General features: G+C 69.7%; 20 protein-coding genes and 1 pseudogene. 9 read left to right on the top strand and 12 right to left on the bottom strand.

Annotated features, from left to right (window positions below; translation table 11 throughout):
- Positions 1–90 precede the first annotated feature (90 nt).
- Positions 91–780: a demethylmenaquinone methyltransferase gene (locus D5S19_RS18330; RefSeq protein ID WP_120024555.1), complete on the bottom strand. Its 690-nt coding sequence runs from the start codon at positions 778–780 to the stop codon at positions 91–93.
- Positions 781–795: 15 nt separating this feature from the next.
- On the bottom strand, positions 796–1,461 hold the full coding sequence (locus tag D5S19_RS18325) for a DUF4386 domain-containing protein (RefSeq protein WP_120024554.1): 666 nt from the start codon (positions 1,459–1,461) through the stop codon (positions 796–798).
- An 80-nt stretch (positions 1,462–1,541) separates the two neighbouring features.
- Here D5S19_RS18325 and D5S19_RS18320 point away from each other — a divergent pair, with 80 nt between their 5' ends.
- A complete protein-coding gene (locus D5S19_RS18320; RefSeq protein WP_120024566.1) occupies positions 1,542–2,018 on the top strand; it encodes a MarR family winged helix-turn-helix transcriptional regulator in 477 nt (158 codons plus the stop codon).
- A 161-nt stretch (positions 2,019–2,179) separates the two neighbouring features.
- The gene (asnB, locus tag D5S19_RS18315; RefSeq protein WP_120024553.1) at positions 2,180–4,012 is read left to right on the top strand and encodes an asparagine synthase (glutamine-hydrolyzing); all 1,833 of its coding nucleotides are present in this window, start codon (positions 2,180–2,182) and stop codon (positions 4,010–4,012) included.
- Positions 4,013–4,144: 132 nt separating this feature from the next.
- Here asnB and D5S19_RS18310 read toward each other — a convergent pair whose 3' ends face one another.
- A complete protein-coding gene (locus tag D5S19_RS18310; RefSeq protein ID WP_199730554.1) occupies positions 4,145–5,263 on the bottom strand; it encodes a glycosyltransferase family 4 protein in 1,119 nt (372 codons plus the stop codon).
- Positions 5,264–5,439: 176 nt separating this feature from the next.
- On the opposite strand from D5S19_RS18310, the gene D5S19_RS18305 reads away from it, so the two are divergent.
- Positions 5,440–6,279 carry an inositol monophosphatase family protein gene (locus D5S19_RS18305; protein ID WP_120024551.1) on the top strand — a complete coding sequence of 280 codons (840 nt, stop codon included), beginning with the start codon at positions 5,440–5,442 and terminating at the stop codon, positions 6,277–6,279.
- Positions 6,280–6,296: 17 nt separating this feature from the next.
- Here D5S19_RS18305 and D5S19_RS18300 read toward each other — a convergent pair whose 3' ends face one another.
- From D5S19_RS18300 to menD, 3 genes are all read right to left on the bottom strand, one after another.
- Entirely contained in the window at positions 6,297–6,770 is a 474-nt protein-coding gene (locus D5S19_RS18300) for a DUF3592 domain-containing protein (protein WP_120024550.1), read from the bottom strand.
- Positions 6,771–6,792: 22 nt separating this feature from the next.
- Positions 6,793–8,322, bottom strand: a complete 1,530-nt coding sequence (locus tag D5S19_RS18295) for a M1 family metallopeptidase (RefSeq protein WP_120024549.1) — start codon at positions 8,320–8,322, stop codon at positions 6,793–6,795.
- 124 nt (positions 8,323–8,446) lie between these two features.
- A complete protein-coding gene (gene menD / locus D5S19_RS18290; protein WP_120024548.1) occupies positions 8,447–10,123 on the bottom strand; it encodes a 2-succinyl-5-enolpyruvyl-6-hydroxy-3-cyclohexene-1-carboxylic-acid synthase in 1,677 nt (558 codons plus the stop codon).
- Positions 10,124–10,180: 57 nt separating this feature from the next.
- On the opposite strand from menD, the pseudogene D5S19_RS18285 reads away from it, so the two are divergent.
- The 4 genes and pseudogenes from D5S19_RS18285 to D5S19_RS18270 form a co-directional block, all read left to right on the top strand.
- A pseudogene (locus D5S19_RS18285) lies at positions 10,181–10,376 on the top strand (hypothetical protein); the annotation flags it as partial.
- Positions 10,377–10,698: 322 nt separating this feature from the next.
- Entirely contained in the window at positions 10,699–11,622 is a 924-nt protein-coding gene (locus tag D5S19_RS18280; RefSeq protein ID WP_120024565.1) for a 1,4-dihydroxy-2-naphthoyl-CoA synthase, read from the top strand.
- Between the two features lie 18 nt (positions 11,623–11,640).
- Positions 11,641–12,786 carry an o-succinylbenzoate--CoA ligase gene (gene menE, locus D5S19_RS18275; RefSeq protein WP_120024547.1) on the top strand — a complete coding sequence of 382 codons (1,146 nt, stop codon included), beginning with the start codon at positions 11,641–11,643 and terminating at the stop codon, positions 12,784–12,786.
- A gap of 108 nt (positions 12,787–12,894) precedes the next feature.
- Positions 12,895–13,764: a 1,4-dihydroxy-2-naphthoate polyprenyltransferase gene (locus tag D5S19_RS18270; RefSeq protein ID WP_120024546.1), complete on the top strand. Its 870-nt coding sequence runs from the start codon at positions 12,895–12,897 to the stop codon at positions 13,762–13,764.
- A gap of 269 nt (positions 13,765–14,033) precedes the next feature.
- On the opposite strand, the gene cds1 is transcribed toward D5S19_RS18270, so the two are convergent.
- Genes cds1 through D5S19_RS18255 form a run of 3 tightly spaced genes read right to left on the bottom strand, consistent with a single transcriptional unit; the run spans position 14,034 to position 15,885 of the window.
- Positions 14,034–15,110, bottom strand: a complete 1,077-nt coding sequence (gene cds1 / locus D5S19_RS18265) for an L-cysteine desulfhydrase Cds1 (RefSeq protein WP_120024545.1) — start codon at positions 15,108–15,110, stop codon at positions 14,034–14,036.
- Entirely contained in the window at positions 15,107–15,400 is a 294-nt protein-coding gene (locus D5S19_RS18260) for a DUF4229 domain-containing protein (RefSeq protein ID WP_120024544.1), read from the bottom strand. Before D5S19_RS18260 ends, cds1 begins: the two co-directional genes overlap by 4 nt.
- Before the next feature lie 11 nt (positions 15,401–15,411).
- Positions 15,412–15,885 carry an Lrp/AsnC family transcriptional regulator gene (locus D5S19_RS18255; RefSeq protein ID WP_170069730.1) on the bottom strand — a complete coding sequence of 158 codons (474 nt, stop codon included), beginning with the start codon at positions 15,883–15,885 and terminating at the stop codon, positions 15,412–15,414.
- A 357-nt stretch (positions 15,886–16,242) separates the two neighbouring features.
- Here D5S19_RS18255 and D5S19_RS18250 point away from each other — a divergent pair, with 357 nt between their 5' ends.
- The gene (locus D5S19_RS18250) at positions 16,243–16,455 is read left to right on the top strand and encodes a BldC family transcriptional regulator (RefSeq protein ID WP_098511771.1); all 213 of its coding nucleotides are present in this window, start codon (positions 16,243–16,245) and stop codon (positions 16,453–16,455) included.
- A 149-nt stretch (positions 16,456–16,604) separates the two neighbouring features.
- The gene (locus tag D5S19_RS18245) at positions 16,605–16,787 is read left to right on the top strand and encodes a hypothetical protein (protein ID WP_098511772.1); all 183 of its coding nucleotides are present in this window, start codon (positions 16,605–16,607) and stop codon (positions 16,785–16,787) included.
- Between the two features lie 13 nt (positions 16,788–16,800).
- Here D5S19_RS18245 and D5S19_RS18240 read toward each other — a convergent pair whose 3' ends face one another.
- The 3 genes from D5S19_RS18240 to D5S19_RS18230 form a co-directional block, all read right to left on the bottom strand.
- Positions 16,801–17,436, bottom strand: coding sequence for a DUF3558 domain-containing protein (locus D5S19_RS18240; RefSeq protein ID WP_120024543.1), 636 nt, complete (start codon positions 17,434–17,436; stop codon positions 16,801–16,803).
- On the bottom strand, positions 17,408–17,905 hold the full coding sequence (locus D5S19_RS18235) for a hypothetical protein (RefSeq protein ID WP_120024542.1): 498 nt from the start codon (positions 17,903–17,905) through the stop codon (positions 17,408–17,410). The genes D5S19_RS18240 and D5S19_RS18235 overlap by 29 nt, the downstream gene beginning before the upstream one ends.
- A gap of 107 nt (positions 17,906–18,012) precedes the next feature.
- Complete coding sequence (locus D5S19_RS18230) at positions 18,013–19,293, bottom strand: MinD/ParA family ATP-binding protein (RefSeq protein ID WP_120024541.1); 1,281 nt, start codon at positions 19,291–19,293, stop codon at positions 18,013–18,015.
- Positions 19,294–19,336 lie beyond the last annotated feature (43 nt).

Genomic DNA, 19,336 nt, shown 5'->3' with positions numbered 1-19,336 from the left:
GGCCCTTCACGGACTCGGAGGCGGTGAAGGGACCCTTCACCGCCTTGATCCCGGGCGCGAGGAGGGGGAGGGAGGCGGGGGTGGGTGGGGTTAGCGGGGTTTGCGGGCGCGGTGGATGGCGACGACGCCGAAGGTGAGGTTCAGCCATTCCACTTCGGTCCAGCCCGCGCCCGCGATGATCTCGCCGAGCGCCCGCTGGTCGGGCCAGGCGAGCATGGACTCGGCCAGGTAGGAGTAGGCCTCCGGGTTCGTCGAGGAGCGACTGCCGACCCAGGTGAGCAGCTTGAGCATGAACCGCCGGTAGACGAACCGGATCGGCGCGAAGGTGGGCGTGGACACCTCGCAGACGACCAGCCGCCCGCCCGGCTTGACCACCCGCAGGATCTCCGCCAGCGCCGCCTTGGTGTCCACGAAGTTGCGCAGTGCCAAGGAAATCGTCACCGCGTCGAAGCTGTCGTCGGCGAAGGGCAGGTGCAGTGCGTCCGCGGCGACCATCGGCACCCGCCGGTGCCGTCCGGCCCGGAGCATCCCGACGGAGAAGTCCGCGGCCAGGCACCAGGCGCCGCCCCGGGCGTACTCGACAGTGGACACGCCGGTGCCGGCCGCCAGGTCGAGCACGCGTTCCCCGGCTCTGGCGTCCAGCACGCGCGCGGTGGTGGTCCGCCACCGGCGGTCGAAGCCGAACGTCATGAACGAGTTGGCCCGGTCGTAACCGGACGCGACGCCGTCGAACATCGCGGCGACGTCGTGGGGATCCTTGTCCAGGCTGGCGCGTGGCATGAAACCGAGATTAGTTCAGCGCGCCCGGTGACGGTCGCGGGGCAGCAGCACCCCGGCCAGGACCAGCCAGATCACCCCGCCGAACCGGCCGATCGGGATCAGCGGGTACAGCGCCGGGGTCAGCAGGGAGAACGTGGCGAGCACGGCGGCGGACGCGATCACCAGGCCGGCGATCGAGACCCAGCGCGGCAGCAGCCCGAGGAACAACGCCGGTACCGCGAGCCCCGCGATCAGCAGCGCGAGCGGCACCACGAACCCCGGTCCGCCGGTGGCGAACGCGAAGCTAGTCAGCGCACGGGACAGCGCGGGCGCCCCGGCGTCGGCGGTCTGCGCCGCGGTCCAGGTGGCGAGCCCGCTGATCGCGAGCGCGGCCGCGGCCAGCACTCCCCCGGCCAGCCCGATCGCCGCGCCCGGCGCGGTGACGCCCAGCTTGCGCTGCCTGCGGTAGACCGTCGCCGCCCAGATCGCCAACGGGATCGAGGCGCCGAACACCGTGAAAGCGAGCAGGTCGAGCAGCCCACGGTGGCCGAGGTCATAGGCGCTCACCTCGGCCGCCGTCGAGTCCGGCCGGGTACCGGTGGCGCCGAGCACCGCGGAGGCGATGGTCAGCACCCCGAACGCGAGCGCGGGAGCGAGCAGCGGCGGTCCGCCCTGCGGCCGGGCGCGGGTCGTGGTGGTCATGGGAACCTCCAGGTCAACTAGTTACACAAGATAAACGATTACACTGGCGTAATAGATTGTCAAGGGATATGGTTTCGGTCATGTCAGCGTCTTCCCCGACACCTCCCCCGACCGGCAGCGCCTTCCTGCTCGCCCAGCTCGGCGCGCACGCGACCCGGCGATTCGCCGAGCGCGTCGCGGAGCTGGACCTGACCCCGCCGCAGACCGGACTGCTCCGCGTGATCGCGCGCCGCCCGGGCGAAAGCCAGCAGGCGCTCGCCGCCGAGCTGGGCACCCCGCCGACCCGGCTCGTCGCACTCGTCGACGGGCTCGAACAGCGCGGCCTCATCGAGCGCCGGCGCAACCCGAAGGACCGCCGCCTCTACGCCGTGCACCTCAGCGAAAAGGGTCGCGAGACGATGCGCGCACTCGCCAAAACCGGTGCGGCACATGAAGACGAGCTGACCTCGACACTGTCCACAAAGGAACGAGAAGTCCTGCACGAGCTGCTCGGGCGGATCGCGCGGCAGCAAGGCCTGCCCCCTGGCGTACATCCCGGGTACCGCAGCCCTGCCTGACTCAGGCGCCGCCCGATTCGGTACCGAGCGAGCAGTTTCGGCCACTTTCCGGCGCCGTTCGAACGCAGTGCGTCACCCCTTTGCCGGTAGGCCGACGATCACTGACGAGCTAATAGTCAGTGAGCACGGACAACGGCTGCGAGTGATAGAAGGGTTGCGCTATGTGTGGCATCACCGGTTGGGTCTCCTTTCGCCGCGACCTGACGCAGGAAGCCGCCGAGCTGGCCGCGATGACGGCGACCATGTCCTGCCGTGGCCCCGACGCGAGCGGTACCTGGGCCGTCCCGCACGCCGCGCTCGGGCACCGCAGGCTCGCCGTGATCGACCTGCCCGGCGGGGCGCAGCCGATGACCGTGGACACGCCCGACGGCCCGGTCACGATGGTCTACTCCGGCGAGGCCTACAACTTCACCGAGCTGCGCGACGAGCTGCGCCGCCGGGGCGCGCGGTTCACCACCGACTCGGACACCGAGGTCGTGCTGCGCGGGTACCTGGAATGGGGTGAGGCGCTCGTCGACCGGCTCAACGGGATGTACGCCTTCGCCATCTGGGACACCCGTGCCGACAAGCTGGTGATGATCCGTGACCGGATGGGCATCAAGCCGTTCTACTACTACGAGACCGAGGACGGCGTGCTGTTCGGCTCCGAGCCGAAGGCGATCCTGGCCAACCGGCTGGCCGAGCGGGTGATCACCACCGACGGGCTGCGCGAGCTGTTCTCCTTCGCCAAGACACCCGGCACGGGGGTCTGGGAAGGCCTGCGCGAGCTGCGGCCGGGACACCTGGCCGTGGTGGACCGCGCCGGGCTGCGCGAGACCTGTTACTGGCAGCTCGAAGTCACCGAACACACCGACAGCACCGAGGAAACCGTCGCGCACGTGCGGTCGCTGCTCGACGACATCATCCGGCGCCAGCTGGTCGCCGACGTGCCCCGCTGCATGCTGCTCTCCGGCGGGCTGGACTCGTCCGCGATGACCGCGATCGCCGCGCTGCAGGTGCAGGAGCACGGCGAGGTAATCCGCAGCTTCGCGGTCGATTTCCCCAACCAGGCGGAGAATTTCCGTGCCGAGGACATCTCGCCCACGCAGGACACACCGTTCGTGCACGCGGTCGCCGAGCACATCGTGTGCGAGCACCGGGACATCATGCTGGACGGCGGGGCGATGGCGGATCCGGCGACCCGGGCCGCCGCGGTCGGCGCCCGGGACCTGCCGATCGGCTTCGGCGACCGGGACAACTCGCTGTACCTGCTGTTCAAGGCGATCCGGGAGGAGTCGACGGTCGCGCTGTCCGGGGAGTCCGCGGACGAGGTGTTCGGCGGATACCCGTGGTTCCACAACGAAAAGCGCGAGGCGGACACCTTCCCCTGGCTGGCCGGTGCGGATTCGCCGATGAACCCGGCTTCGCTGCTGGACGCCGGGCTCGCGGCGAAGCTGGACCTGGAGACCTACAAGGCCGACCAGTACCGCCAGGCGCTGAGCGAGGTTCCGTACAAGGACAGCGAAACCGGGCTGGAACGGCGGATGCGCGAGGTGTGCTACCTGCACCTGACCCGGATGGTGCAGACCCTGCTCGACCGCAAGGACCGGATGTCCATGGCGGTCGGGCTGGAGGTCCGGGTCCCGTTCTGCGACCACCGGCTGGTGCAGTACGTGTTCAACACCCCGTGGTCGCTGAAGTCCTTCGACGGCCGGGAGAAGAGCATCCTGCGCGGCGCGACCAAGGACGTCCTCCCGGAGAGCGTCGCCAACCGCAAGAAGAGCGGCTACCCGGGCAATTTCGACCCGGCGTACCTGTCCGCCATCCAGGCGCACGCCCGTGAGCTGGTCTCCACCGGCCACGAGGTGCTGGAGTTCCACGACCGGGCGTCGGTACTGGCCGCCTGCGAGGCAGGTATCGCCGAGATCACCGGTCACCAGCGTTCCGGCCTGGAACGGTTCCTCGACATGGCCACCTGGCTGGACCAACGCAACCCGACCCTGAAGCTGGGCTGACCCGGACCAAAGCTGTGAAGGGACCCTTCACGGACTTTCGGGCTGTGAAGGGTCCCTTCACAGCTTGCGGGCGGTACGCAGGCCACCCGAGCGCGGTCCGTAGAAGTTCGCCAGCTGGACGATGTGCATGGCTCAAGCCGCGCGTGCGACTCGGCCCTGTACCGCCTCGTAATGCCCGACCAGCTCCCGGCACACCGCGGGCCACGTACGGCCGAGCACGACCTTCCGCGACTTCTCCCCTAGCCGCGCCCGCAACGCCGGATCACGCAGGTCGCTGACCTTGTCCACCAGCGCACGGCCGAACGCGTCGCGTCCGGCTGGCAGCAGATAGCCCGTACGGCCAGGCAGTACCAAATCTTTCGGCCCGCCCGCGTCCGGTGCGAGTACCGGCAGTCCGGACGCCATTGCCTCCTGCACCGCCTGACAGAACGTCTCGTGCGGACCTGTGTGCACAAACAGGTCCAAGCTTGCGTACGCCGTGGAAAGCTCTTCGCCGTACTTCGCACCGAGGAACGCCGCGCCGGGCAACTGCTCGCGCAGCACCGGCAACTCCGGGCCGTCCCCGACCACCACCAGCCGTACACCGGGCATTCCGGCCAGCGCGGTCAGCCGGTCGACTTCCTTCTCCGGGGCGAGCCTGCCGACAAAGCCGACCAGCAGCTCGCCGTTCGGCGCCAGTTTCGCGCGCAGCGCCGCATTCCGGTGCTCCGGCGAGAACCGGGCGACGTCCACCCCACGCGCCCAGCGATGTACCCGGGGTACACCGTGCAGTTTCAGCTGTTCCATCGAATCCGACGACGGCGCGAGCGTGCGATCGGCCCGCGAGTGCAGCCGGCGTACCCAGCGCCAGGCGGCACGGGCACCGATGCCGAACCCGTACGAAGTGGCGAACCCGGCGATGTCGGTCTGGTAGACCGCGATCGAGGGCACCCGCAGCCGTCTCGCCGCGGCGAGCCCGCGGGCGCCGACCACGAACGGCGACGCCAGGTGCACCACGTCCGGGCCGAACTCGGCCAGCGCCCTCAGCACGGTCCGGGTCGGCAGGCCGATCGGCAGCGAATGCACCCCCGGCACGTCGAACGCGGGGATGCGGACCACCGGTGCGCCGCGGTAGCGCTCCGGGCCCGGCCCGGGTGCCACCACCAGTACCTCGTGCGCGGCCTCCACCAGGTGCTCGACGACCCGCAGCACGGAGTTCGTCACGCCGTTCACCTGGGGCAGGAAACTTTCGGTGACTATGGCGACTCGCACCGGGCCACTGTCGCACCGGTCCGCGCGGGGTGGACCAATCCCGTGTGACCGCCCGGCCAACGGTCGGCCAACACTGCGCAGCGTCCGCCACCGGACACGGAACGTCGAAGAATTCGCCATCACATGTCATCTCAAGGTCGCGTCCCGGACACCAGGGCGGCCCAGACTAAGCAGGCATGACCCTCTTGTCCTCTAGGCCGTCCCGGCCGGTGGAGCCGGGCCTGCTCTCGAGGGCACTCGAGGTGGCGGGCAGGCTGGCGAACGACGCGACCGACGTGATCACCGCGACCGCGGGCCGCGGCGCCCACCCGGCGACGCTCGAATCGCCCTTCGATTGGGTCACCGACACCGACCGGATCCTGGAACGGCACACCCGGCGCGTGCTGACCGCTGAATTCCCCGGCATCCCGGTGGTAGGCCACGAATTCGGTGCGGACCACGGCGCGGACATCGCCGAGTACCGCTGGGTGGTGGACTCCGTGGACGGCACCGCCAACTACGTCGCCGGAGTGCCTTGGTGCGCCTACAGCCTGGCGCTGGTGGACGCGTCCGGTCCGGTGGTCGGCGTGGTGGCCGATCCGTACCGCGCACAGATCTACGCCGCCGCCCGCGGCCGCGGCGCCCGCGCCAACGGCACCCCGATCCGGCTGGTGGACCGCCCCGGCACAGCGGGCGCGATCGTCTGCACGGAGCTGGCCCGCAAGGGTCCGTGGCCCGGCATGGGCGGGTTCATCGAACGCGCCGCCGCGGCGCACGCCGGGGTGCGGGTACTCGGCTCGGCCGCGCTGTCCATCGCGCAGGTCGCGCTGGGCCACGCTGCGGCGGCAGTGCTGCACAGCTACCACGAATGGGACGTCGCCGGTTCCGTCGCGATGGCGATCGAAGCGGGGGCCGTGGTGCTCGACAAACACGGCGAGGACACCGCTCTGCCCACCGACGGCCTGTTGGTCGCCGCCCCCGGCGTGGCCGACGAAGTGCTGCGCTGGTGGCAGGAAACGGCGACGGTAGGCAGCTGAGCAGACCGGGTTTCCCGCTACGACTCGGCGGGGCCACCGCCTGCCGTGGCTCGGGCGGCGACCGCCTGGTCGCGCTTGGCGAGCCGGCGCAGCCACCACAGCACCGGACCGGCGATCAACCAGACCACCAGCACCGTGACCCCGAGCGGCACCAGGGCGTGGGTGGCCGAGCGGCCGGCCACCCTGGCCAGGTCGGGGTTCGTGGTGTCGTACTCGATCAGCACCAGCTGGCCCGCGGCCAGCCCGGACGGGTAGAGCACCCCGGTGGCCGGGCTGTGCAGGACCCCGTCCGGGGTCTGGTATTGGACGATCGCGCGGTCGAAGGACACCGATTCCACGGTCGCGGTCGCGGTACCCGGATGCGAGCCGATCGCGTTGTCGTCGCGGATCGCGCCGAAGAGCAAGGCCACGCACATCACGGTGAGGAGCGAGGCGACACCGAGCACGGCCACCCGGCCGATGCGCCTCGCCCGCTCACTCCTCCTGCTCACGCCGCGAGCGTAGCGGTACCGGTCAGTGCCCGTGCTCCGTGGCGAGCAACCGGTGGTTGGCCTCGATCTGGTCGTAGGACTTCGGCTTGGCCACGGTGAACCTCGACTGGGCCGCGGCCGGTGCCTTCGCGCCCGCCGCACCGTTCGGGCCGTTCGCCGGCTTGCCCGCGGTGTAGAGCCAGGTCTGGAACAGCTCGTGCAGCGGTTTGCCGGAGACCTTCTCCGCCAGCGCGATGAATTCCGGGATCCGGGCGTCCTTTCCGGACTTAGCCGCCTGCCAGTCCTTGAGGATCTTGAAGAACGCCTCGTCGCCGACAGCGGTACGCAACGCCTGCAGAGTCAGCGCGCCGCGGCTGTACACCGCGTCGTCGAACTGGTGGTCCTTGCCCGGGTCAGCGGGTACCGCCTTCCACAGGTCGGCGTCGGCCGCGTGGGAGTCGTACGTGTACTGCGCGAGTTCGGCGACCGTGCCCTCGCCTTCGTGCTCGGACCACAGCCACTCGGCGTACGACGCGAAGCCCTCGTTCAGCCAGATGTCGCTCCAGCGGCCGAGCGATACGTTGTCACCGAACCACTGGTGGGCGTTCTCGTGCGCGATCAGCGTGGTGTTGGCGCCGCCGGCGAAGTTCTTCAGTCCGTAGACCGGCCGGGTCTGGTTTTCCAGCGAGAACCCGATGCCGCTGGTCACCACGCCGCCCTCGGCCTCGAACGGATAAGGCCCGAACCGCGTCGCCAGGAACGCGTTGATCTCCGGGGTGCGCTCGACGCTGGCCTCCGCCGCCGCACGGGAATTGCCGAGGTCGCTGCCGTAGGCGGTGATGAACGGCTTGCCGTCCGGGGTCTTCGACTCGCGCACGTCGTACTTGCCGACGACGAACGGAGTCAGGTAGGTCGCCTGCGGCTGCGTGCTGCGCCAGTTCCAGCGCGTCCAGCCCGCCCGGCTCTTGCGCTTGCTCACCAGCGAGCCGCTGGTGAGCGCGGCGAGCCCGTCCGGCGCCTCGATCGAGACGTCGTAGGTGGCCTTGTCGGTGGGGTGATCGTTGGACGGGAACCACCACTGCGCGCTCTGCGGCTCGTCCACGCCGAGTGCCCCGAACACACCGTGCTTCCAGCCGTTGATCCCGTCGACCTTCGCCTTGGACGGGGTGTCCGCGTACTGCACCACGACTGTCGCGGTCTGCCCCTTGGCCAGCGCCTCGGCCGGGGTGATCACCAGTTCGCCGTCGCCGGTGGAGCTGGTGAACTTCGCGGGCCGGTTGTTCACCAGCACACTCGACGCCTTGAGCGCGAAGTCGAGGTTGAACCGCGACAGGTCCTGGGTGGCGGTGAGCAGCAGGGTCGTGGTGCCCGAGAGCAGGTCGGTGTCCGGCTGGTAACTCAGCCGGATGTTGTAGTGCTGCACGTCGGTGCCGCCGTTGCCGGCGTTCGGGTAGTAGGGGTCGCCTACGCCGGGCGCACCCGGCCCGGGAGCGGCCGACGCCGTGGTGGCGAGCAGCACGGACACGACCCCGGCCGCCAGCGCCCCGGCAGCGGCACGAGTTCTCGATCGCATGGTTGGTTCCTCTCAGAAGATCAACAACGCGCTCGAACGTAGCCACCATCATGAGGACCAGGTACGCCCAAAGGATGGTTCTCAGCGGCTGGGAAGCCGGACACCACGCCGCTTGACACGCCGCTCAGACCCGAGCGACCGCCTCCGCGACCGCGATGCGCAAGCGGCCGTGCAGATCCCGGTGGCGGGTCCGGTCGACCCGGACCTCCACCACCCGCAGCCCGGGCGCGGGACGCAGCGCGGCCCGGAACTCCGGCAACGTCTCGGCCAGCACATACGGCACGCGGTACCCCGCGCACAGCGCACCGAGGTCGGCGCCGTGCGGAGTACCGAACACGCGCTCGAAGCTGTCCGCGTGTTCCGGGGCGCCCTGTTCCAGCAGCGAGAAGATGCCGCCACCATCGTCGTTCAGCACCACGATGGTCAGATCCGGGCGCTGCTCGGCTGGACCGGTCAGCAGCCCGGACGCGTCGTGCAGGAAGGTCAGGTCGCCCAGCAGGGCGTACGAAGGCGCGCGGTGCACGGTGGCGGCCCCGATCGCGGTGGACACCATGCCGTCGATCCCGGCCACGCCCCGGTTGCGATGCACCAGCACGTCCGGCCGCAGCCGCCCGGCCAGCGCCACGTCCCGGGTCGGATTGGACGAACCGACCACCAGCAGCGCCCCCTCGGGCAGGGCGTCCACCAGCTCGGCGGCCATCCGCAGCCCGCTCGGCCACGGCTCGCCGGACAGGGTCTGCGACACCGCCCGCGACGCGGCCGCGTCGGCCCGCTGCCAGCTCGCCAGCCATTCCGGATCGGCCGGTTTCGTCGGCTCGGCGAACCACTGCCCGACCTGCCGCACGTTGTGCGCCGGGGCGGGCCAGTCCGAATCCGGCCGGACCAGCAGGACCTCCACGGCCGGGTCGGAGATGATCTTCTGCACCTGCCGGAACACCGTCGGCCTGCCGAGGCACAGCACCTGTTCCGGACGGTGCCGGGAGATGAACTCCTCGACTCCCAGCAGCCAGGCACCCGAGGAGACGGCGGTCTCCCCGGACAGGCCGAGCCCGCCGGTCTCGGACACCACCGGCCAGCCGTGCTGATCGGCCCATTCGCTGGCCGCCTGCGCCCCGGTGTCACAGGCGATCACCAGGCCATGCCGTGCGGAGGGGACCACGAACGAGGGCAGCGCACCGAAGTCGGGCAGCTCGGTCCAGCGGGCGCCACCCGGGCGCCCTTCCAGCGACTCGAACCACTCGCCGTCCTCGTCGAGATCGGGCACCAGCGGCTCGCGGAACGGGATGTTGAGGTGCACCGGCCCACAGCGCCATTCGCCGTATGCGGCGTTCCAGGCCCGGCAGATCTGGCTGCGCCAGTAGGAGTTCTGGCCCGCACGGCGCTCACCGACGGCCAGCTCGTCGAAGTACCGCACAGCGTCGCCGTAGAGCTGGTACTGGTCGATCACCTGGCTCGCCCCCGCCGCGCGCAGCTCCGGCGGCCGGTCCGCGGTGAGCACGATCAGCGGCACCCCGGCCCGGTCGGCTTCCAGCACAGCCGGGTGGAAGTTCGCCGCCGCCGTGCCAGAGGTGCAGACCACTGCGGCCGGACGGCCGGTGCGCGCAGCGATCCCGAGCGCGAGGAAGGCCGCGCCGCGCTCGTCGATACGCACGTGCAGCTTGACCCGGCCGGCGGCGGCCGCGTCGTACAGCGCGATGGACAGCGGGGCGTTACGGGAACCCGGGCAGAGCACCACGTGCGAAACCGTGTTGCGGACGAGTTCGTCGACGATGACCCTTGCCTGCGCCGTGGAAGGGTTCACCAGCGGATCCCCGGTGCATCGCGATCGACTGAGTCCACAGGTCCTATTCTCCCAAACGTGGCTGACACCCGAGTTTCCGAGTTGTTCGACCCGGCCACGTGGACCGCGATCGAGGACTTCGGCTTCACCTGCCACCGCCACCGCCGCTCCGGCAAGCGAGTCGTGCGCATCCGTCGATGACCAGCGTATTCGCGGACGCTCCGGGGATCAGCACGCGAGCGGGGAGACCTCCGACACGGTGCACCCGGCGCGAGGGTGACCTGCGGTTTCACCGGTGGGCAGCGGCAGCCGTGATGTCCGGCCCGCGGGCGTGGGAATCGTGACATACAGCCGGTCGATCCGCGGACACGACCGGAAGTGAGCCGGGGAACGTGCCCGATGGAATCGGGACCCCCGGCTTTGCGCTATCTGGGGTCCACGGCTTTCACCTCGATGAAGTGGGCTCTGTGTGGAAGTGGAGTGCCTCGGCGGGGTCGAGCTGCAACGCGGTGAGCGCCTTGATGAGCGAAGGCTGTCCGGCGTGGGTGCGGGCACCGGATCGGGGTGGCCGGCGGCGTCCAACTAGGGTCGGTTTGGTGGCTGACACCCGAGTTTCCGAGTTGTTCGACCCGGCCGCGTGGACCGCGATCGAGGGTTTCGACTTCACCGACATCACCTACCACCGCTCTCGCGACAGCCGCTCCGGCAAACGAGTCGTGCGGATCGCCTTCGACCGGCCGGAGGTCCGCAACGCCTTCCGGCCGCACACCGTGGACGAGCTCTACCGCGCGCTCGACCACGCCCGGATGAGCTCGGACGTCGGCTGCGTCCTGCTCACCGGCAACGGTCCTTCGCCGAAGGACGGTGGCTGGGCCTTCTGCTCCGGCGGTGACCAGCGCATTCGCGGGCGCTCCGGGTATCAGTACGCGAGCGGGGAGACCTCCGACACCGTGGACCCGGCGCGAGCGGGCCGGCTGCACATCCTGGAGGTGCAGCGGCTCATCCGGTTCATGCCGAAACCCGTGGTCGCGGTAGTGCCGGGCTGGGCCGCGGGCGGCGGGCACTCCCTGCACGTGGTCTGCGATCTCACCCTCGCCTCCGCCGAGCACGCGCGGTTCAAGCAGACCGACGCCGACGTCGGCTCGTTCGACGCGGGCTACGGCTCGGCCGGGCTGGCCCGCCAGGTCGGGCAGAAGTTCGCCCGGGAGATCTTCTTCCTCGGCCGCGAGTACACCGCCGAGCAGATGCAGCGGATGGGAGCGGTGAACGAGGTCGTCCCGCACGCATCGCTGGAGAAGGTCGCGCTGGACTGGGCGTGGACCATCGTCGGCAAGTCGCCGACCGCGCAGCGGATGCTGAAGTACGCCTTCAACGCGATCGACGACGGGCTCGTCGGGCAGCAGCTCTTCGCCGGCGAGACCACCCGGCTGGCATACATGCAGGACGAGGCCGTGGAGGGCCGGGATTCCTTCCTGGAGAAGCGGGATCCCGACTGGTCCGAATACCCGTACTACTACTGACCGAGGGAGGAGGCCGTCGTGCGGGTGGTGTGGCTGGACGGGAGCGCCGCGGCGATCGCTGCGCTCGCCGAAGCGGTGGCTGCTGCCGTCGAAGGCGGCGAAACGGTGCTGCCGCTGAACGCTGCGGACCCGTCTGCGCAGTCACTGCTCGAAGCGATGTCGCCGGAGCAGCCGGTCGAACCCGACACCGCGGTGATCATCGCCACCTCCGGGTCCACCGGAGCCCCGAAGGGCGTGCTGCTCTCAGCTCGCGCGCTCACCGCGTCGGCCACTTCAACGCACGTACGGCTCGGTGGCCCCGGGAGCTGGCTGCTTGCCACGCCCGCGCACTACATCGGCGGCCTCCAGGTGTTGGTCCGCGCCCGGCTCGCCGGTATGAAGCCGGCGTTCCTGACCGGCGAAGGCTTCCGTACGGACGCCTTCGCCGCGGCTGCCGCACCGGTGCTGGCCGCGGAAGGACCGCGATACACCGCATTGGTGCCGACGCAGCTCGTACGGCTTCTCGACGACGGAGGTGCCGGCCTCGCCGCAGCGAGGGCATTCGACGCGATCGTGCTGGGCGCCGCAGCGACGTCACCGAAGCTGCGTACGCGCGCTGAGGAAGCCGGAGTGCGGATCGTGCCCGCGTACGGCATGAGCGAGACCGCGAGCGGCTGCGTGTACGACGGAGTCCCCCTCGACGGCGTACGCGTAGAGCAGGACGCCGACGAACGGCTGTGCATCTCCGGCGACGTACTCGCCCACGGCTACCGGCTCGCACCGGAACTGAGCGCGGAGTCGTTCCACGGCGGCTGGTTCCGTACGTCCGACCGCGGCCGGCTACTGCCCGACGGCCGGGTGGAGGTGCTCGGCCGTGCGGACGACGTAATCAACACCGGCGGCGTGAAGGTCTCTGCCGCATCTGTAGAGCGGGTACTGGGCAGCTGCCCCGGCGTACGCGAAGCTTGCGTCGTCGGCCTGCCCGACGCTGAATGGGGCGAAGCCGTCGTCGCGCTCGTCGTGGCGGAGCAGACGGTCGACGCGAACGCCCTGCGTGCCGCCGTCCGTACCGAACTCGGCGCCGCGGCCACGCCGAAACGCCTGGAATTCGCCACCGAACTACCACTGCGGGGACCTGGAAAGGTCGACCGGACGGCGGTCCGTGCCCGGTTCGTCGCGCCCTGACCCGGCGTCGACAGACCGCCGCCTTCGATCCTGCCGAAGCCCCGACCAGGGGCGGCAGACCACAGGCTCGCCGATCGGGTGAAGCGCGGATGGCGTTGAATGACGAGTATGGCGACAGTCAGTGAATGGATTGAAGGTGCCCGGCCGCGCACCCTGCCCAACGCGATCGCTCCGGTCGTGGCCGGGGTGGGCGCGGCCATCGCGCTCGACGCGTTCTCCTGGTGGCGTTCAGCCCTCGCCCTGCTCGTCTCACTGTCGCTGATCATCGGCGTGAACTTCGCCAACGACTACTCCGACGGCGTCCGCGGCACCGACGAGCACCGCGTCGGCCCACTGCGCCTGGTCGGCTCGGGCACCGCCGCGCCGAAAGCCGTACTCGCCGCCGCACTCGCCTGCCTCGGCCTCGCCGGAGTACTGGGCCTCCTGCTCGTCGCGGTGAGCGGGTACTGGTGGCTGCTCGCCATGGGCGGCCTGTGCATCCTCGGCGCGTGGTTCTACACCGGCGGCAGCAAACCGTACGGCTATTACGGCTTCGGCGAGCTGGCGGTGTTCGTCTTCTTCGGCCTGGCCGGCGTGTTGGGCACGGTCTACGTGCAAGCCGGCAAGGTGAGCTGGGCCGGGCTGGCCTGCGCCGTGGCCGTCGGCAGCTTCTCGATGGCCGTGCTCACCGCGAACAACCTGCGCGACATCCCGACCGACGTCGAGTCCGGCAAACGCACCCTCGCCACTCGCCTCGGCGACCGCGGCACCCGCCGGATGTACGTGACGCTGGTGTCCGTGCCGTACCTGCTCACCGTGGTCCTCGGGATCTGGCACCCGCTGGTCCTGATCTCCCTGATCACCGCCCCGCTGCTGCTCAAGTCATTGCGCGCGGTCGGCGGCGGGCAGCAGGGCAGGGCGCTGATCCCGGCCCTGCGCGATACCGGCCTGGCCATGCTCGGCTGGGCCCTGCTGAGCGCGGTGGCCCTGGCGTTCTAGATCGCCAGGGCCGGGAGTGAAGGGCACCTTCACGGACTCTGACGCCAGGGTGTCGGCAAAGTTGGTCGAGGACCCGTGATCAGCAGAGAGAGCCGTGGCTGCCCGACCGGTTTCGGGTCCGTGAGGGTGCCCCTGACGGACTCCGAGTCCGTGAAGGGGCCCTTCACAGCCCTCCGCAGCTGCGCAGGGCCCTCCACACCGACTTTGCCGACGCCCTGGACTCTGAGGCTGTGCAGGGACCCTTCACAGATTCCGCCCGTGCGAGGGGGTCAACCCTCGAAGTGGGCGGTCACCAGGAACTCGTCGAACTTCGCGCGGTAGGGCGTGGGATCGATGCCCTGCTCGGCCAGCCACTCGTCGGAGTAGTAGGTGTTCGTATACCGCTCACCGCCGTCGCACAGCAAGGTCACCACCGAGCCTGCCCGGCCCTCGGCGACCATCCGGGAGATCAGCCGGAACGCGCCGTACAGGTTGGTGCCGGTGGAGCCGCCCGCCCAGTGCCCGGTGCGCTCGCGCAGCAGCCGGATCGCCGCGAGCGAGGCCGCGTCCGGCACCTTGATCATCTCGTCGATCACGCCGGGCACGAACGAAGGTTCGCACCGCGGCCTGCCGATCCCCTCGATCCGCGAGGGCATCCCGGTCGCGTAGCCGGGGTCGCCGGCCTCCCAAGCCCCGTAGAACGACGAATTCTCCGGGTCCACCACACAGACCCGGGTGGTGTGCCGCTTGTAGCGGACGTAGCGGCCGAAGGTCGCGCTCGTCCCGCCGGTGCCCGCGCCGACCACGATCCAGCTGGGCACCGGGTGGCGCTCCGCGCGCAGCTGCGCGAACACCGATTCGGCGATGTTGTTGTTGCCACGCCAGTCCGTCGCGCGCTCGGCGTAGGTGAACTGATCGAGGTAGTGCCCACCGGTCTCCTCGGCCAGCCGTTCGGCCTCCGAGTACATCGCCGACGCCTCGTCCACGAAATGGCATTCGCCGCCGTAGAACTCGATGAGCGCGATTTTCTCCTTGCTGGTGCGTCGCGGCACCACCGTGACGAAGCGCAGCCCCAGCATCCGGGCGAAGTAGGCCTCCGACACCGCGGTCGACCCGCTGGAGGCCTCGATCAGCACGGTGTCCGGGCCGATCTGGCCATTGACCAGCCCGTATAGGAAGAGCGAGCGGGCCAGGCGGTGTTTGAGCGAACCGGTGGGGTGCACCGATTCGTCCTTCAGGTACAGGTCGACGCCCCACTCCGCGGGCAGCGGGAATACGTGCAGGTGGGTGTCCGCGCTGCGGTTGGCGTCGGCCTCGATGATCCGGACCGCTTCCCGCACCCAGGCGCGGCTGTGCGTGCGGGTCATGCGGCGCCCTCGTCGTTGCCCGCGAGGTCGCCCCGCAGCTGAGCCCGCAGCTGCGCACGGGCACGGGCACGGTTCTCGTTGCGCTTGGCGAGCCCGGCGGTCACCCGCTGGTTGAGCCGGCGGAAGAGCAGCAGGCCAAGCGGAAGGCCCACGACCAGGCCGATCAGCAGGGCGACCAGCACCGGCACCCCGGCCAGCGACAGCACCCCGGCGACCACCGCCACGAGCGCGAACCGCGCGATCAGGTACAGCGTCAGGTCGCGGGGCAGGTGGTCCGGCGTATCACTCACATCGAAGCAGGCTACGCCCCGCCGGTGAGATCCTCGTGCAGCCCCGCGTTGTTCGGGCGGCTCTCGAACCGGGTGGAAAGCACCACCGTGGTGTTGGTCCGGCCGACTCCCGGGATCCGCCGCAGCCTGCCGAGGCTCAGTTCCAGGTCGTCGACGGTGGCCACCCGCACCTTGACCACGAACGCCTCGTCGCCGGCGACCGCGTAGCAGCTCTCCACCTCCGGCAGCTCGCCGAGCGCGGCGGCCACGTCGTCCTCGGTCGCGGTGTCCGTGGGGTGGATGCCGACCAGCGCGGTGACACCGAGCCCGACCGCGTTGGGATCGACCGTCGCGTGGTAGCCGGTGATCACCCCCGCGGCCTCCAGCTTGCCGACGCGCTCGTGCACGGACGAGGCGGAAAGCCCCACGGACCGGCCGAGGTCGGCGTACGTGGCCCGCCCGTTGACCCGCAGCGCCGCGATGATTTTCCGGTCCAGCTGATCCACCGGATCATTATGCGCACCGCCGCCGGCACCCTTCCGGGGCGGTCCGGATGTCTCCTGCGTCACAGCTTTGCGTAAAGCCCGTGTGGGCTCACACCGGCCTTGGCGACCCCTCATACCCCACCGAACCGGAAGCGACACGGAAAACACCTGGTCAGCCGGGCTGCTGTCCGGACGGCACGAGCCGCCGACCGGGTCGAGGTTATGTCCCTTTTGCACTTTAAGGGCTCTTTACTCAAGGACAACCGTTCGAGTACCCGACGGGTGAAGTGCCACGATTGCCGAGTTGACATCCCGGCGCGACGGGCGAAACCGCCCGCTGCCTCCGGTATAGCAGGTAGGTCGTTAAGGAGGCGGAAAATGACCGCGACCATGAGCGGACGGCTGCTCACCCCGGGCGAGGTGGCCGCACTGTTCCGGGTGGACCCGAAGACAGTCACCCGGTGGGCCACCGCGGGCCGCATCGGCTCGATCCGGACCCCGGGCGGGCACCGCCGGTTCCGCGAGTCCGAGGTGAACGAACTGCTCGCCGAACTCACCACGGACGCGAGCGAACCGGCCCGCAAGATCTGATCCAGGTCCGCGGCGAAGGGTCGTGACTGCCAAGGGGCGCCCCCGGCACCGCTTGCCGGCCACGACCCTTCGCTCGTCTCCGGGCCGTAACGGCACCACCGGGGTTTTGGAGCTAACCTGGGGTGCCGGCACGACGGAAGGACCCGGGCATGATTGCACTCCTCGCAGCCGTGGGCGCGATCACCATCGTCGTTCTGCTGTGGCGGGTGCTGGGCGCCGAGCGCATCCGGGTACCCCAGCGCCGCCCCCCACTGGCCCCGGACGACGACCCGGACTTCCTGCGCAAGCTCTCCGAACAGCAACGCGACCGGGGGCCGGACGAGGAATCCTGACGGCCCGGGTTGTTCAGGCGCCGGCTTTGAGTGTGGTCACCGCGGCTTCGGCGACCTTGGTGACCAGCGCGCAGGGATCGTTGTAGTGCGGCGAACTCTGGCGGAGAAGTGACGAAACCGTGAAGACCTCGTCATTCGTGACACCGACGGCGATCTGACATCCGCCGGTCTTGCGGTCGTCATGGACAGCGGAAAATGCGGCCGGGTAACCGGCAACCTCGGGCGCTGCCTCAAAGTAGCCAGCACCGGCATTGACGCTGTTCTCGTAGGTAGTTGCCAGTCCTCCTTGCCTGGGCAGGAAGCCGACACTAATACCACTGTTATCCCTGTCGTTCCATGTGCACAGGGGTGCGACAGTGCCACCGGCTTCCCTCTTGCGCACGGCTCCGAACACCCCGCCGGCCTGCGCTTCCGTGAGGACGGAGCAGGGATCTTGTTCATACTTGGTGGCATCTAGCGGGTTGGACACCTGCGGAACCTTGGGTCCGGTACTGGAGGGCGACGCCGGTGCACCCCCCGAACTCGCCGGACCAGGCGATCCAGGAGAGACGGAGCATGCCGTTGCGACGAGTAACAAGAGGCCCGTAGTCGCCGTCCGTATGGTGCTTTTGGTCACAGAGTCATCCTTGCCTGCCCAGCCTGCCGACATTCATCTGATCCTGCTGTTCGTATTTGGCAATAGCCTGTTTCAGCCGATCCGCGTAACCCTGCGCATATGCCTGTTGCTGAGTAAGACTGCCAATGTAGGCGTCGGCATGGCGGTCAGCAGCCTGCTTCTGAATCGTACTTCCCGGATCTGCGGCCGGCTGCGAAATATTCCGCATTTGCTGCGCAGTAGGGATCATATCGGCCAGCTTGTCCGCGATCCCCTGCCAGTCCGGCAACAGTGATTTCATCGCGTCGACGTCCATCACGAACCGGCCGCCCGCCGCGGCGGCATTGACCTTCGCGTCCTCGGCAGCGCGCTCTTGATAAATGCGCGCGCCGGTCGAGTTCATCGCCTCGTTGTACTGCTTGTCCTGCCGGTCTCGCTCGGCCTGCTCTTCCGGGCCGAGGTACCCGGCACGTCCGTTGGCCCGCTGATCCCCCGACGAGTGGCCCGACTGATCGTTGCCCACAATAACGCTCCCCTTCGCTTCGTGTTGCCGGCAGCGTTGTCTGCACCTGCCGACGTTCCGAGCGAGGGTAGCCGACCAAGATCCACAACGTGGGCGAATCACGGAACTCAGCGGTACTGCTGCCCGCCGAACCCGTCCGCGACCGTGGCGGCCAGTTCCAGCAGGGCCAGCCGGGTGACCGGGGCCAGCCGTTCCAGTTCGATCTCCGCGCCTTCCTCCAGGTGCGGGTCGAACGGGATGCGGCAGACCGCGCGCACCTTGGCCCCGAAGTGTGCGGACAGCTTGTCCAGGTCGACCGAGCTCCCCTTCGGGCGCACCGAGTTGATCACGACCACGGAGCGCTTCACCAGGTCGCCGTAGCCGTGCGCTTCCAGCCAGTCCAGCGTGGCCGAGGCGCTGCGGGCGCCGTCGACCGAGCCGGAGGAGACGACCACGAGCGAATCGGCGACGTCGAGGACGCCCTTCATCGCCGAGTGCATCAAGCCGGTGCCGCAGTCGGTGAGCACGATGTTGTAGAAGTGCTCCAGCAGGTTCACCGTGCGCCGGTAGTCGGTCTCCGAGAACGCCTCGGACACCGCGGGATCCTGTTCGCTGGCGAGGATTTCCAACCGGCTCGCGCCTTGCGAGGTGTACGAGCGCACGTCGCTGTAGCGCGTGATCTTGTCCGCGTCGCGCAGCAGGTGCCGCACGGTCGCGGTGGTCTCGATGGCGATCTTCTGCGAAAGGGTGCCGCGGTCCGGGTTCGCGTCCACGGCCACCACTCGATCACCACGCAGCGAGGCGAACGTGGAACCGAGCGTGGTCGTGGTGGTGGTCTTGCCCACGCCGCCCTTCAGCGACAGCATCGCGATCTTGTAGCACCCGCGCAAGGGCTGGTTGACCCGCGCGATCAGCTCCCTGCGACGGGTGTCCGCCGGGCTTTCGCCGGGGTTGACCAGCTTGCCCGAGCCCCGGTACACCGCCTTGCGCCAGCCGGACTGCGGTGCGCGCTTCTGCTGCTTGACCAGGTGCGCGGTGGACAGCTCGTCCGGCCCGGACGAGCCCGGCTGCGGCAACCCCTGCAGCGGGTTCGGCGCGGTCCCGGGCGGCGACTGCTGGTAGCCCGGCGGATAGCCCGGCTCCGGCTGCAACGGCGGCAGGTTCTGGTCGTAGCCCTGCGGCGGATACCCGCCCGGCTGGGGATAGCCGTGCGGCTGTGGCAGGGCAGGCTGACCCGGCGGCGCGGCGTACGGATCCGGCTGGACGACCTGTGTCGGCTGCGCGTCGTACGGGCCGGTGCCCGGGTGTGGTGCGGAGTCGGTGCGTTCTTCGGAGAACAGCTCGGCTGCCGGTACCTGGGCCGGTTCGGGCTGCGGTCCCCCGGCAGCCTCTTCACTGGGTCCGGTCACCGTGTCAACCTCCCGTGTCCTTCGCTGTCGAGTACCCCTGCCG

Origin of the sequence: Amycolatopsis panacis, from assembly GCF_003600245.1 — a bacterium.
GTDB classification, from domain to species: Bacteria; Actinomycetota; Actinomycetes; order Mycobacteriales; family Pseudonocardiaceae; genus Amycolatopsis; species Amycolatopsis sulphurea.
This window is presented reverse-complemented; position numbering and strand designations above follow the sequence as displayed.